The 13,368-nt window shown below is 61.7% G+C and carries 11 protein-coding genes; 2 read left to right on the top strand and 9 right to left on the bottom strand.

All coding sequences use genetic code 11. The features are described from left to right. Nucleotides 1-87: 87 nt before the first annotated feature. From ACLCGK_RS06245 to ACLCGK_RS06215, 7 genes are all read right to left on the bottom strand, one after another. Nucleotides 88-981 carry an ABC transporter permease subunit gene (locus ACLCGK_RS06245; protein ID WP_003258560.1) on the bottom strand — a complete coding sequence of 298 codons (894 nt, stop codon included), beginning with the start codon at nucleotides 979-981 and terminating at the stop codon, nucleotides 88-90. Then, nucleotides 978-1,898 (bottom strand): ABC transporter permease subunit, encoded by a 921-nt coding sequence (locus ACLCGK_RS06240; RefSeq protein WP_013974703.1) that lies wholly within the window; start codon nucleotides 1,896-1,898, stop codon nucleotides 978-980. The genes ACLCGK_RS06245 and ACLCGK_RS06240 overlap by 4 nt, the downstream gene beginning before the upstream one ends. Continuing rightward, a complete protein-coding gene (gene potA, locus ACLCGK_RS06235) occupies nucleotides 1,895-3,037 on the bottom strand; it encodes a polyamine ABC transporter ATP-binding protein (RefSeq protein ID WP_013974704.1) in 1,143 nt (380 codons plus the stop codon). Before potA ends, ACLCGK_RS06240 begins: the two co-directional genes overlap by 4 nt. A 71-nt stretch (nucleotides 3,038-3,108) precedes the next feature. Beyond that, nucleotides 3,109-4,203 (bottom strand): polyamine ABC transporter substrate-binding protein, encoded by a 1,095-nt coding sequence (locus ACLCGK_RS06230; RefSeq protein WP_410951513.1) that lies wholly within the window; start codon nucleotides 4,201-4,203, stop codon nucleotides 3,109-3,111. A gap of 158 nt (nucleotides 4,204-4,361) precedes the next feature. Beyond that, entirely contained in the window at nucleotides 4,362-5,459 is a 1,098-nt protein-coding gene (locus tag ACLCGK_RS06225) for a polyamine ABC transporter substrate-binding protein (protein ID WP_023660780.1), read from the bottom strand. A gap of 331 nt (nucleotides 5,460-5,790) precedes the next feature. Next, nucleotides 5,791-7,152, bottom strand: a complete 1,362-nt coding sequence (locus ACLCGK_RS06220; RefSeq protein WP_410951512.1) for an aspartate aminotransferase family protein — start codon at nucleotides 7,150-7,152, stop codon at nucleotides 5,791-5,793. Nucleotides 7,153-7,198: 46 nt separating this feature from the next. After that, complete coding sequence (locus ACLCGK_RS06215) at nucleotides 7,199-8,557, bottom strand: glutamine synthetase family protein (RefSeq protein ID WP_013974708.1); 1,359 nt, start codon at nucleotides 8,555-8,557, stop codon at nucleotides 7,199-7,201. 41 nt (nucleotides 8,558-8,598) lie between these two features. Between ACLCGK_RS06215 and ACLCGK_RS06210 the strand changes: the two genes are divergently transcribed. Further along, complete coding sequence (locus ACLCGK_RS06210) at nucleotides 8,599-8,859, top strand: hypothetical protein (RefSeq protein ID WP_410951511.1); 261 nt, start codon at nucleotides 8,599-8,601, stop codon at nucleotides 8,857-8,859. A 272-nt stretch (nucleotides 8,860-9,131) separates the two neighbouring features. Beyond that, nucleotides 9,132-10,508, top strand: a complete 1,377-nt coding sequence (locus ACLCGK_RS06205) for a glutamine synthetase family protein (RefSeq protein WP_015272222.1) — start codon at nucleotides 9,132-9,134, stop codon at nucleotides 10,506-10,508. A gap of 151 nt (nucleotides 10,509-10,659) precedes the next feature. Here ACLCGK_RS06205 and argA read toward each other — a convergent pair whose 3' ends face one another. Then, the gene (gene argA, locus ACLCGK_RS06200; protein ID WP_013974710.1) at nucleotides 10,660-11,958 is read right to left on the bottom strand and encodes an amino-acid N-acetyltransferase; all 1,299 of its coding nucleotides are present in this window, start codon (nucleotides 11,956-11,958) and stop codon (nucleotides 10,660-10,662) included. A gap of 124 nt (nucleotides 11,959-12,082) precedes the next feature. Then, nucleotides 12,083-13,225 (bottom strand): acetylornithine deacetylase, encoded by a 1,143-nt coding sequence (gene argE, locus ACLCGK_RS06195; RefSeq protein WP_410951510.1) that lies wholly within the window; start codon nucleotides 13,223-13,225, stop codon nucleotides 12,083-12,085. Nucleotides 13,226-13,368 lie beyond the last annotated feature (143 nt).

Here is a 13,368-nt window from a genome sequence, read left to right as displayed (position 1 = left end):
GGTCTTCCCCCCCCAAGAAAGAGCCCCCAGATTTTGGGGTTGGGTCGCGGTTTTTGGGGGAGCGGGCGAGCCCGCGAAAGGGCCAGATCAGGCCGACGCCGCAACCTGCGCCGGGCGCTTCACCTGTGGCTGCGAAGCATTCGCCGCAGCGCCCTCTTCGATCGCCTGCTGAATCGCCTTGCGACGGCGCTCTTCAGCCTGGCGGCTGAAGTACCAGACGAAGAAGGTCACCAGCGACACCGACAGCAGGATCAGGCTGGCCACGGCGTTGATCTCCGGCTTCACGCCCAGGCGCACCGCCGAGAACACTTCCATCGGCAAGGTGGTCGAACCAGGGCCTGAGACGAAGCTGGCCAGTACCAGGTCATCCAGCGACAGGGCGAACGACATCATGCCGCCCGCCGCCAGCGATGGCGCGATCATCGGGATGGTGATCAGGAAGAACACCTTCCACGGCTTGGCACCCAGGTCCATCGCCGCTTCCTCGATCGACAGGTCCAGCTCACGCAGGCGTGCCGACACCACCACCGCCACATACGCGGCACAGAACGTGGTATGGGCGATCCAGATGGTGACGATGCCACGCTCCTGCGGCCAACCGATCATCTGCGCCATGGCCACGAACAGCAGCAACAGCGACAGGCCGGTGATCACCTCGGGCATTACCAACGGCGCGGTGACCAGGCCACCGAACAGCGTGCGTCCCTTGAAGCGGGTAACCCGGGTCAGCACGAACGCCGCCAAGGTACCCAGCGCCACCGCCGCCACCGCCGTGTAGCAGGCGATTTCCAGCGAACGCATCACCGAACCCATCAACTGGGTGTTGTCGAGCAGGCCGACGTACCACTTCACCGACCAGCCACCCCACACCGTCACCAGCTTGGAGGCGTTGAACGAGTAGATCACCAGGATCAGCATCGGCAGGTAGATGAACAGCAAGCCGAGCACCAGCATCAGCTTGGAGAAACTGAAGCGTTTCATGCCCTGCCCTCCATTTCTTTGGCCTGGCTGCGGTTGAACAGCAGGATCGGCACGATCAGGATCGCCAGCATGACCACCGCCAGCGCAGAGGCCACCGGCCAGTCACGGTTGTTGAAGAACTCTTGCCACAGCACCTTGCCGATCATCAGGGTTTCCGGGCCGCCAAGCAGTTCAGGAATCACGAACTCGCCCACCACCGGGATGAACACCAGCATGCAGCCGGCGATGATGCCGTTCTTCGACAGCGGCACGGTGATCTTCCAGAAGCTGTTGAAGGTGCTCGAACCCAGGTCCGAGGCGGCCTCGAGCAGGCTCGGGTCGTGCTTCACCAGGTTGGCGAACAGCGGCAGGATCATGAACGGCAGGTACGAATAGACCACGCCGATGTACACCGCCAGGTTGGTGTTGAGGATCTGCAGCGGCTGGTCGATCAACCCGGTCCACAGCAGGAAGCCGTTGAGCAGGCCGTTGTTGCTGAGAATGCCCATCCAGGCATAGACGCGGATCAGGATCGCGGTCCAGGTCGGCATCATGATCAGCAACAGCAGGACCGTCTGGGTCTCCTTCTTGGCGTTGGCAATGGCATAGGCCATCGGGTAGCCGATCAGCAGGCACAGCAGGGTGCTGAAGAAGGCCATCTTCAGCGAGCCCAGGTAGGCCGAGATATACAGCTCATCCTCGGTCAACAGGCCATAGTTGGCCAGGTTGAGCACCAGCTGCAGCTTGTCTTCGACGTAGCTGTAGATCTCGGTATACGGCGGGATCGCCACGTCGGCTTCGGCGAAGCTGATCTTCAGCACGATGAAGAACGGCAGCATGAAGAACAGGAACAGCCAGATGAACGGCACGCCGATCACCAGGTGCCGCCCCTCCGGGGTAATACGCTGGAAGGCTCGCTTGAGCTTGCGCAGTTTCATGACCGCAGTACCACGCCGCTGTCGTCTTCCCACCACACGTACACTTCATCGCCCCAGGTCGGGCGGGTGCCCTGGCGCTCGGCGTTGGCGACGAACGACTGGACGACCTTGCCGCTCGGCAACTCGACGTAGAACACCGAGTGGCCACCCAGGTAGGCAATGTCGTGAACCTTGCCGCGCGACCAGTTGTGCTCGCAGGTCGGTTGCTGGGTGGTGACCAGCATCTTTTCCGGGCGCAGGGCGTAGGTGATGTGCTTGTCTTCCACCGACGTGGTGATGCCGTGGCCGACATAGATCTTGCGCTCCAGCTCCGGGCTGGCAATGATCGCGTGGCCTTCGGCGTCGTCGACCACTTCACCTTCGAACAGGTTGACGTTGCCGATGAATTCGCACACCAGGCGGCTGGTAGGCGTCTCGTAGATGTCCACCGGCGAGCCGATCTGGGCGATCCAGCCCAGGTGCATGATGGCGATGCGCTGGGCCATGGTCATGGCCTCTTCCTGGTCGTGGGTCACCATCACGCAGGTCACGCCAACGCGCTCGATGATCTCCACCAGTTCCAGCTGCATCTGCGAACGCAGTTTCTTGTCCAGTGCACCCATCGGCTCGTCGAGCAGCAGCAGCTTGGGGCGCTTGGCCAGCGAGCGGGCCAGTGCCACGCGCTGGCGCTGGCCGCCGGACAGCTGGTGCGGCTTGCGCTTGGCGTACTGGGTCATGTGCACCAGCTTGAGCATCTCGGCCACGCGGGCGTCGATCTCGGCCTTGGGCATCTTGTCCTGCTGCAGGCCGAAGGCGATGTTCTGCGCCACGGTCATGTGCGGGAACAGCGCGTAGGACTGGAACATCATGTTGATCGGCCGCTCGTAGGGCGGCATGTCGGTGATGTCGACGCCATCGAGGAAGATCCGCCCTTCGGTCGGGCGTTCGAAGCCGGCCAGCATGCGCAGCAAGGTGGACTTGCCGGAACCGGAGCCCCCCAGCAGAGCGAAGATCTCGCCCTTGCGGATTTCCAGGGACACATCGTCCACGGCTACCGTTTCGTCGAACTTTTTCGTGACCCGGTCGATCTTGACCAGCACCTGCTTGGGTTGCTGGCCACCCTCGAGGGCTTTTTTATAGGCACCGGAGGCAACTGCCATGAGTGAAACTCCCAACAAGATTTTTGTGCCCGCGAGCCCTGTTCTACAGGTGCCGCCACGGGCCTGGATTTTTACTTGCCCGACTTGACCTTGGTCCAGCTACGGGTCATCAGCCGTTGCACCTTGGGTGGCAACTCTGAATTCACGAACATCTTGTCCAGCACTTCCTGCGGTGGGTAAACCGCGGCGTCAGTCCTCACGGCCTGGTCCATCAGGTCGCCAGCCTTGGGGTTCGGGTTGGCGTAACCGACGTAATCACTGACCTGGGCGATAACCTCAGGCTTCAGCAAATAGTTGATGAAGGCATGCGCCTCTTTGACGTTCTTGGCGTCCTTGGGAATCGCCAGCACGTCGAACCAGAGGTTGCCGCCTTCCTTGGGAATGGCGTAGGCCAGGTTCACGCCCTTCTTCGCTTCTTCGGCGCGGGTCTTGGCCTGGAACACATCGCCTGAGAAACCTGCCGCGACGCAGATGTCGCCGTTGGCCAGGTCGGTGATGTACTTGGACGAGTGGAAGTAGGTCACGTACGGGCGTACCGCCAGCAGTTTCTTCTCGGCGGCCTGGTAGTCCTTGGCATTGGTGCTGTTGGGGTCCAGCCCCATGTAGTTGAGCACCGCCGGCAGCATTTCGTCCGCCGAGTCGAGGAAGGCCACGCCGCACTTGGCGAGCTTCTTCATGTTCTCGGGCTCGAACAGCACTGCCCAGGAGTCGATGGTGTCCACGCCCAGCGCGGCCTTCACCTTGTCGACGTTGTAACCGATGCCGTTGGTGCCCCACAGGTAAGGCACGGCGTACTGGTTGCCCGGGTCGTTCCTTTCCAGGCGCTTCATCAGCGCCGGGTCCAGGTTGGAATAATTGGGCAGCAGGTTCTTGTCGAGCTTCTGGAACGCGCCCGCCTTGATCTGCTTGCCGAGGAAATGGTTGGACGGCACTACCACGTCATAGCCGGTATTGCCGGCCAGCAGCTTGCCTTCCAGGGTTTCGTTGGAATCGAACACATCTTGCACGGGCTTGATGCCCGTGGCTTTCTCGAAGTCCGCGAGTGTGGTCGGGCCGATGTAGTCGGACCAGTTGTAGAAGTGCACCGTAGGCGCCGCTTGGACGCTGCATGCCAGCGTCAGGCCCGCTCCAGCCATCAAGGCCTTGCGGAATACAGAAATGGACAAGTGGGTGGTCCTCACAATCAGTGCCTGGGTAGCGACAATGCTGCCGCACACGCAAAACCGGCGCGCAACTTACCTTCGCAGCTTCGATGCCGCAATCATCAATTGCCTTTCACTGGCTCTGGGCCGGGATTACCCGGCCCAGAGGTACCGCATCGGTTTTATTTGCCCGACTTGATCTTGGTCCAGCTGCGGGTGATCACACGCTGGGCAGAAGCTTCAGGCGCAGCGATCGCGTACAGCTGCTTCTTCACTTCAGCTGGCGGATAGATGCTCGGATCGCTGGTGATTTCCTTGTCCACGAACTGGGTGGCGGCAGCGTTGCCGTTCGGGAAGCGCACGGCGTTGGTGATCTCGGCCATGATTTCCGGCTGCATCAGGAAGTTCATGAACTGGTAGGCAGCGTCTTTATGCTCGGCATCCTTGGGGATGGCGACCATGTCGTAGAAGGTACCGGCACCTTCCTTCGGAATGACGTAGTCCACCTTGACCTTGTCGCCAGCTTCGTGGGCACGGGCCTTGGACTGCTCCAGGTCACCCGAGTAACCGACAGCTACGCAGATGTTGCCGTTGGCCATGTCGCCGATGTACTTGGACGAGTGGAAGTAGGTGATCGAAGGACGGATCTTGAGGAACAGGTCCTCGGCGGCCTTCAGGTCTTCCTTCTTGGTGCTGTTGCTCGGCAGGCCCAGGTAGTGCAGCGCAGCCGGGAGCATTTCGGTCGGGGCATCGAGGAAGCTCACGCCGCAGCTCTTGAGCTTGGCGATGTTCTCAGGCTTGAACACCACGTCCCACGAGTCGATCTTGTCCACGCCCAGCGCGGCCTTGACCTTCTCCGGGTTGTAGCCGATACCGATCGAGCCCCACATGTACGGGAAGGCGTGCTTGTTGTCCTTGTCGCTGGCATCGCCAACGGCCTTGAGCAGGTCAGGGTCGAGGTTCTTCCAGTTCGGCAGCTTGGAGCGGTCCAGTTCCTCGTACACGCCAGCCTTGATCTGCTTGGCCAGGAAGTTGTTCGAAGGCACGACGATGTCATAGCCCGACTTGCCTGCCAGCAGCTTGGCTTCGAGGGTTTCGTTGCTGTCGAATACGTCGTACTTGACCTTGATGCCCGACTGTTTCTCGAACTTGGCGATGGTGTCCGGAGCGATGTAGTCCGACCAGTTGTAGACGTTCAACACCTTGTCTTCAGCCTGAACAGCGGTAGCCATGGCACCCATCAGGGCGGTGGCCAGCAACGTCTTGCCCAATTTATTCATGCGTAATGCTCCAGAATTTTTTATTTAGCCATCTGTTCAGCAGCCAGGACCTACGGTGCAGAGCGCGCGGCGACTGAAACAGTCGCTAGTCTGGCAAGTTACAAGGCTCTGTATCAAGGAAAGCAGGGCCTTGTAACGACTTAATGTCACATCGCGGAGGCCTGAGTGGCTGTTTTGAATATTCAAGTTCGAGTGCAAGGGTTTACTGGGCAAGGCGGCACGACGAGTCGTAGCCAGCTACGGCGAGGAGTGCCAACGCCGCCCAGTAAAGCCTTGTGCCGAAATTGAGTATTCAAAACAGCCATTCAGGCCTCTCCAGCCTAGCAAACTGTCAACGAATCGCTTCGAGCGTCAGGTCCAGGCATTTGCGTGCCTTTTCCACCAGTTCATCGATCTCTGCATGGCTGATCACCAGCGGCGGCGCAATGATCATGGTGTCACCCACCGCACGCATGATCAGGCCGTTTTCGAAGCAGAAGGTGCGGCAGATCATGCCTACGCCCTTGCCTTCGTAACGGCTGCGGGTGGCCTTGTCCTTGACCAGCTCGATCGCGCCGAGCAGGCCCAGGCCGCGTACCTCGCCCACCAGAGGGTGGTCCTGCAGCTCACGCAAACGCTTTTGCAAATAAGGTGCCGCTTCTGTGCGCGCCTTCTCGACGATTTTCTCGTCGCGCAGGATGCGCAGGTTTTCCAGGCCCACCGCCGCCGCTACCGGGTGGCCGGAGTAGGTGAAGCCGTGGTTGAAGTCGCCGCCTTCGCTGAGTATCTGGGCCACGGTGTCACGCACGATCACACCGCCCATAGGGATGTAACCGGAAGTCAGGCCCTTGGCGATGGTCATCAGGTCGGGCTTGAGGTCGTAGTAGTCGGAGCCGAACCACTCGCCGGTGCGGCCGAAACCGCAGATCACTTCGTCGGCAACGAACAGGATTTCGTACTTGGCGAGGATCTCCTTCACCTTCGGCCAGTAGGTTTCCGGCGGGATGATCACGCCGCCGGCACCCTGGATCGGCTCGGCGATGAAGGCGGCGACGTTGTCTTCGCCGACTTCGAGGATTTTCTGCTCCAGCTGCTCGGCCGCCCACACCCCGAACTCATCCGGGGTCATGTCGCCGCCTTCGCCAAACCAGTAAGGCTGCGGGATATGCACGATGCCAGGAATCGGCAGGCCGCCCTGCTCGTGCATGCCGCTCATGCCACCCAGGCTGGCACCAGCCACGGTGGAGCCGTGGTAGCCGTTGATGCGGCCGATGATGGTCTGCTTCTGTGGCTTGCCTTTCAGCGCCCAGTAATGGCGGACCATGCGCAGCACGGTGTCGTTGCCTTCGGAGCCGGAGCCGGTGAAGAACACATGGGTCATGCCTTGCGGCGCCACGTCGGAGATTGCCTTGGCCAGTTCCAGCGCAGGCGGGTGGGCAGTCTGGAAGAACAGGTTGTAGTACGGCAGCTCGCGCATCTGCTTTTCTGCCGCCTGCACCAGTTCTTCACGGCCATAGCCCACAGCCACGCACCACAGGCCAGCCATGCCGTCGAGGATCTTGTGCCCCTCGCTATCCCACAAATGCACACCCTGGGCCTTGGTGATGATGCGCGGCCCCTTCTCCTTCAGCTGCTTGTAGTCGCTGAAGGGCGCGAGGTGATGCTCCCCGCTCAGGGTTTGCCATTCACGGGTTTGCGGGTTGTTGACGCTCATGTGCTTCTCCGTTGTTCGACAGCCGCGTCCTGCGGCACCAAGTTGATCAGACAGCAAACAGCAGGAACTCACGCTCCCAGGAACTGATGACTCGCTTGAAGTTTTCGTGCTCGGCGCGCTTGGTAGCGACGTAGCCGGTGATGAACTTCTTGCCCAGGTACTGCACCAGTGCACGGCTGTTTTCCATGCGTTCCAGGGCATCTTCGATGGTCAGTGGCAGGCGCAGGTTGCGGCGTTCGTAGCCACGGCCCTGCACCGGCGCGCTGGCGTCGATGCCTTCGACCATGCCGATGTAGCCACACAGCAGGCTGGCGGCGATGGCCAGGTAAGGGTTGGCGTCGGCGCCTGGCAGGCGGTTCTCGACCCGGCGACTTTGCGGGCCGGCGTCCGGCACGCGCAGGCCGACGGTACGGTTTTCCTCGCCCCACTCCACGTTCACCGGCGCCGAGGTGTCGGGCAGGAAGCGGCGGAACGAGTTGACGTTGGGGGCGAACAGCGGCAACGCCTCGGGGATGAACTTCTGCAGGCCACCGATGTGGTGCAGGAACAGTTCGCTCATGCTGCCGTCGTCGTTGCTGAAGATGTTCTTGCCGGTGGCCACGTCGACCACGCTCTGGTGCAGGTGCATGGCACTGCCTGGCTCGCCGGTCATGGGCTTGGCCATGAAGGTGGCGGCCACATTGTGCTTGAGCGCGGCCTCGCGCATGGTGCGCTTGAACACCAGGATCTGGTCGGCCAGGTGCAGGGCGTTGCCATGACGGAAGTTGATCTCCATCTGCGCCGTGCCGTCTTCATGGATCAGCGTGTCGAGGTCCAGCTGCTGCAGTTCGCACCAGTCGTAGACGTCTTCGAACAGCGGGTCGAATTCGTTGGCGGCTTCGATCGAGAACGACTGACGGCCGGTTTCCGGGCGGCCCGAACGGCCTACCGGGGGCTGCAGCGGGAAGTCCGGGTCTTCGCTACGCTTGGTCAGGTAGAACTCCATCTCCGGCGCAACGATCGGCTGCCAGCCCTTGTCGGCGTATAGCTTGAGGACTTTCTTCAGCACGTTGCGCGGTGACAGTTCGACCGGGTTGCCCTTCTTGTCGTAGGTGTCGTGGATCACCTGGGCGGTCGGCTCGATGGCCCATGGCACCAGGAACACGGCGTTCTCGTCGGGGCGGCAGATCATGTCGATGTCCGCCGGGTCCAGCAGTTCGTAATAGATGTCGTCGTCGACGTAGTCGCCGGTCACGGTCTGCAGCAGCACGCTCTCGGGCAGGCGCATGCCTTTTTCGGCGATGAACTTGTTGGTAGGCGAAATCTTGCCGCGCGTGATGCCGGTCAGGTCACTGATCATGCATTCGACTTCGGTGATCTTGTGCTCTTTCAACCAATCGGTGAGCTGGTCGAGGTTGTTACTCATAAATACCTCAGGAGGTAAGGTGGTCCGCGCACTGATTCTGGATGGAGTACATTGCTAAAGCAAAAACCCCCGCGCAGAGCCGCAGTGGATACACTGAAAACAAGTGTGTCCGTAATGAGTTCGAAAGGCAGAAAGACGAAACGAAGGGCGGCAAGCCGCTGCGAGGGCAGGTCCGGGAGCACCAAACGTCAATTATTGCGGCCAGGGCGGCCACGCCGTTGACGAAGCTTGCAAAAATGACGGATGTACCCGATGGCACTGCGCAGGCAGTACTTTCAGGTCTCGGCAAGCGGACCATGTGACCCTCGTATTATTGTGTTCTGGGTTGAGACCGAGCTTAGCCTTGTTCATTTTTTTACACAACACCTCCGTAAAAAATAAAACACGGTTGGTCGGAGATAGCCCTTTGCGAGAGAAATAGCGGATAATGGCTTGCCCCGATATGCAGCAAATCTGCCGTCGATGTGCCATTTCAGGGCATCATGGGGTTGGCTTGACATCAGTTTGTCTTTTCGATTGACTGGTCTTGCAAGCCCCCCTTGATTGATATTTTTAACAACAAAGGTGTTGCATCATGTCGGTACCCCCGCGTGCCGTTCAGCTTAACGAAGCGAACGCGTTCCTTAAGGAACATCCTGAGGTTCTCTACGTTGACCTTCTGATTGCAGATATGAATGGTGTGGTGCGTGGCAAGCGCATAGAGCGCACCAGCCTCCACAAGGTTTACGAGAAAGGCATCAACCTGCCTGCCTCCCTCTTCGCCCTGGACATCAACGGTTCCACCGTCGAAAGCACCGGGCTGGGCCTGGACATCGGCGATGCTGACCGCATCTGTTATCCGATCCCCGGCACCCTCTCCAACGAACCCTGGCAGAAGCGCCCGACCGCCCAGCTGCTGATGACCATGCACGAGCTCGAAGGTGAGCCGTTTTTTGCCGACCCGCGTGAAGTGCTGCGCCAGGTGGTCGACAAGTTCACCGAGATGGGCCTGACCATCTGCGCCGCGTTCGAGCTGGAGTTCTACCTGATCGACCAGGAGAACGTGAACGGCCGCCCGCAGCCGCCGCGCTCGCCAATTTCGGGCAAGCGCCCGCAGTCGACCCAGGTGTACCTGATCGACGACCTCGACGAATACGCCGACTGCCTGCAGGACATCCTGGAAGGCGCGAAGGAGCAAGGCATCCCGGCCGACGCCATCGTCAAGGAAAGCGCCCCAGCGCAGTTCGAAGTCAACCTGCACCACGTGGCCGACCCGCTCAAGGCCTGCGATTACGCGGTACTGCTCAAGCGGTTGATCAAGAACATCGCCTACGACCATGAAATGGACACCACCTTCATGGCCAAGCCCTACCCGGGCCAGGCAGGCAACGGCCTGCATGTACACATTTCCGTGCTGGACAAAGATGGCAACAACATCTTCACCAGCGAGGATCCCGAGCAGAACGCCGCGCTACGTCACGCTGTCGGCGGTGTGCTCGAGACCCTGCCCGCGTCCATGGCGTTCCTTTGCCCGAACGTCAACTCGTACCGCCGCTTCGGCGCGCAGTTCTATGTACCGAACGCGCCAAGCTGGGGCCTGGACAACCGCACCGTGGCCCTGCGCGTGCCGACCGGCTCGCCGGACGCCGTACGCATCGAGCACCGCGTGGCCGGTGCCGACGCCAACCCGTACCTGATGATGGCCGCCGTACTGGCCGGCGTGCACCATGGCCTGACCAACAAGGTAGAGCCGGGTGAGCCGATCGAAGGCAACTCGTACGAGCAGCTGGAGCAGAGCCTGCCGAACAACCTGCGCGATGCCCTGCGCGAGCTGGACGACAGCGAGATCCTGAACAAGTACATCGATCCGAAGTACATCGACATCTTCGTCGCGTGCAAGGAGAGCGAGCTGGAGGAGTTCGAGCACTCGATCTCCGACCTCGAGTACAACTGGTACCTGCATACCGTGTAAACGAAAACGCCGCCCACAAGGGCGGCGTTTTTGTTCGAGATCGGTGTCGCCTGCTTCGCGGGCTTGCCCGCTCCCACAGGGTAGTCACAAGGTCTGAAGCCTGCGGTGTACCTGTGGGAGCGGGCGAGCCCGCGAAGAGGCCGGTACAGGCTTACAGAGGCTTCTCGAAGATTTTCGAATTACGCTGGTAGTTGTACAGCGAAGCCCGCGCCGCTGGCAGCCGCTCGACCCCGCTCGGCGCAAACCCGCGTTCGCGGAACCAGTGCGCGGTACGCGTCGTCAGCACGAACAGGGTGTTCAGCCCCAACTGTCGCGCCCGGCTTTCGATGCGCTCCAGCAGCTCGTCGCCACGCCCGCCATGGCGGTACTCGGGGTTCACCGCCAGGCACGCCAGCTCGCCGGCGTCGGAGTCGGCAATCGGGTACAACGCCGCACAAGCGATGATCATGCCTTCGCGCTCGACCACGCTGAACTGCTCGATCTCCCGCTCCAGCACCTCACGCGAACGGCGTACCAGGATGCCCTGCTCTTCCAGCGGGCTGATCAGCTCCAGCAAACCGCCCACGTCCTCGATGGTCGCCTCGCGTACCACTTCGAACTGCTCCTGCGACACCAGCGTGCCGCCACCGCCACGGGTGAACAGCTCGGTCAGCAAGGCGCCGTCCTCGGCATAGCTGACAATATGGCTGCGCGCCACGCCGCCTTTGCAGGCTTCGGCCGCGGCATCCAGCAATTCGCCCTGGTAATCGCTGCCCAGACGCTGCAGATGCGGGGCAACCTGCTGCGGGCGCAGCTCACGCACCAGCTTGCCATCGGCATCCAGCAGGCCCGGCTCGGCACCGAACAGCAGCAACTTGTCGGCACCCAGTTCGATGGCGGCGCGGGTGGCCACGTCTTCGCAGGCCAGGTTGAAGATTTCACCCGTGGGCGAGTAGCCCAGCGGTGACAACAGCACGATGGAGCGCTCGTCGAGCAGGCGGCTGATGCCCTTGCGGTCAACTCGACGCACTTCGCCGGTGTGGTGGTAGTCCACGCCTTCGAGCACGCCGATCGGCCGCGCCGTGACCAGGTTGCCGGACGCCACACGCAGGCGCGAGCCCTGCATCGGCGAAGCGGCGATGTCCATCGACAGGCGTGCCTCGATGGCCAGGCGCAAGGCGCCGACGGCATCGATCACGCAATCCAGGGTGGCGGCATCGGTGATGCGCAGGCCACGGTGGTAGTGCGGGGTCAGGCCGCGATCAGCCAGGCGGCTTTCGATCTGCGGGCGCGAGCCATGCACCAGCACCAGGCGCACGCCCAGGCTGTGCAGCAGCACCAGGTCGTGGACGATGTTGCCGAAATTAGGGTGTTCCACCCCATCGCCAGGGAGCATGACCACGAAGGTGCAGTCGCGATGGGCATTGATATACGGGGAGGCATGACGCAGCCAGTTGACGTAGTCGGGCATGACAGGGCCTGTGGATAAGTGGACGGAGAACGGCGATACAGGGGGCGTTCAGGATCATCGTCGGAACAGGCTTGCGGTCACGCGCGGTCTCCTCTAGGCAGGAACGAAACAGTTCGGTTGACGTTTAGTCCAGGCAATAGTGCCGGATCAGGTCACGCAATAGACGCACGGTAGGCTCGATTCGTGACATTTCAAGGTATTCGCCGGGCTGGTGAGCACAGGCGATGTCGCCGGGGCCCAGCACGATGGTCTGGCAACCCAGTTGCTGAAGATAAGGCGCTTCGGTGCCGAACGCCACCGCTTCGGCGCGATGGCCGGTCAGGCGCTCCGCCACTTGCACCAACTCGGCGTCGGCTGCCTGCTCGAAAGGCGGCACCTCCGGGAACAACGGCGCATAGTCGATGTGCACCTCAAAGCGCTCTGCCACCGGCATCAGCTTGGCGCGAATGGCCGCGCGCAGTTGCTCCACATCCATGCCAGGCAGCGGGCGCAGGTCGAACTCCAGGGCACATTGGCCACAGATTCGGTTGGGGTTGTCGCCGCCGTGGATGCAGCCGAAGTTCATGGTCGGGGTCGGTACGGTGAACTGCGGGTTGCGGTAGGTCTGCTGCCATTGCTGGCGCAACCCCATCAGCTCGCCCATCACTGCGTGCATGGCCTCCATGGCGCTGCGGCCCAGGCTTGGGTCCGAGGAGTGGCCGCTGCGCCCGAGGATGTCGATGCGGTCCATGAGGATGCCTTTGTGCATGCGGATCGGCCGCAGCCCGGTGGGCTCGCCGATCACCGCCGCACGGCCGAGCGGCTGGCCAGCCTCGGCCAAGGCACGGGCCCCGGACATGGAGCTTTCTTCGTCACAGGTGGCGAGGATCAGCAGCGGCTGCTTGAAATCGTGCTCCAGCAATGGGATGACCGCTTCGATGACCAGGGCGAAGAAGCCCTTCATGTCACAGCTGCCCAGGCCGACCCAGCGGCCGTCGGTTTCGGTCAGTTTCAGCGGGTCGCTGGCCCACAGCTGTTCGTCGTAGGGCACCGTGTCGCTGTGCCCCGCCAGCACCAGGCCACCCGGGCCGGTGCCACGGCTGGCCAGCAGGTTGAACTTGCCGGGGCTGACCTGCTGGATGTCGCACTTGAAACCCAGGTCACCCAGCCAGCCGGCCAGCAGGTCGATGACCTGGCGATTGGACTGGTCCAGCGCAGGCTGGGTGCAACTGACCGAGGGCGCGGCGATCAGGGCGGCGAACTGGTCTTTCAGCGTCGGCAACGGCATGCGCGTACTCCTCGGAAGCGTTGCCCATCATAGCAATGCCGTCCAATCGTGTGGGCTTCTTCGCGGGCTTGCCCGCTCCCACAGGGATTGCACCGCCCTTGAAAGCGATGCTGTACCTGTGGGAGCGGGCAAGCCCGCGAAGA

Source organism: Pseudomonas sp. S1(2024), assembly GCF_046557535.1.
The sequence above is the reverse complement of the archived record's forward strand: the minus strand, read 5'-3'. Positions and strand labels throughout refer to the sequence as shown.

What these genes read in the sequence shown, in the direction of transcription:
- ACLCGK_RS06245 (WP_003258560.1), bottom strand. Translation starts at nt 981, where the DNA reads ATGAAACGCTTCAGTTTCTCCAAGCTGATGCTGGTGCTCGGCTTGCTG.
- ACLCGK_RS06240 (WP_013974703.1), bottom strand. Translation starts at nt 1,898, where the DNA reads ATGAAACTGCGCAAGCTCAAGCGAGCCTTCCAGCGTATTACCCCGGAG.
- potA (WP_013974704.1), bottom strand. Translation starts at nt 3,037, where the DNA reads ATGGCAGTTGCCTCCGGTGCCTATAAAAAAGCCCTCGAGGGTGGCCAG.
- ACLCGK_RS06225 (WP_023660780.1), bottom strand. Translation starts at nt 5,459, where the DNA reads ATGAATAAATTGGGCAAGACGTTGCTGGCCACCGCCCTGATGGGTGCC.
- ACLCGK_RS06220 (WP_410951512.1), bottom strand. Translation starts at nt 7,152, where the DNA reads ATGAGCGTCAACAACCCGCAAACCCGTGAATGGCAAACCCTGAGCGGG.
- ACLCGK_RS06215 (WP_013974708.1), bottom strand. Translation starts at nt 8,557, where the DNA reads ATGAGTAACAACCTCGACCAGCTCACCGATTGGTTGAAAGAGCACAAG.
- ACLCGK_RS06210 (WP_410951511.1), top strand. Translation starts at nt 8,599, where the DNA reads ATGGAGTACATTGCTAAAGCAAAAACCCCCGCGCAGAGCCGCAGTGGA.
- ACLCGK_RS06205 (WP_015272222.1), top strand. Translation starts at nt 9,132, where the DNA reads ATGTCGGTACCCCCGCGTGCCGTTCAGCTTAACGAAGCGAACGCGTTC.
- argA (WP_013974710.1), bottom strand. Translation starts at nt 11,958, where the DNA reads ATGCCCGACTACGTCAACTGGCTGCGTCATGCCTCCCCGTATATCAAT.
- argE (WP_410951510.1), bottom strand. Translation starts at nt 13,225, where the DNA reads ATGCCGTTGCCGACGCTGAAAGACCAGTTCGCCGCCCTGATCGCCGCG.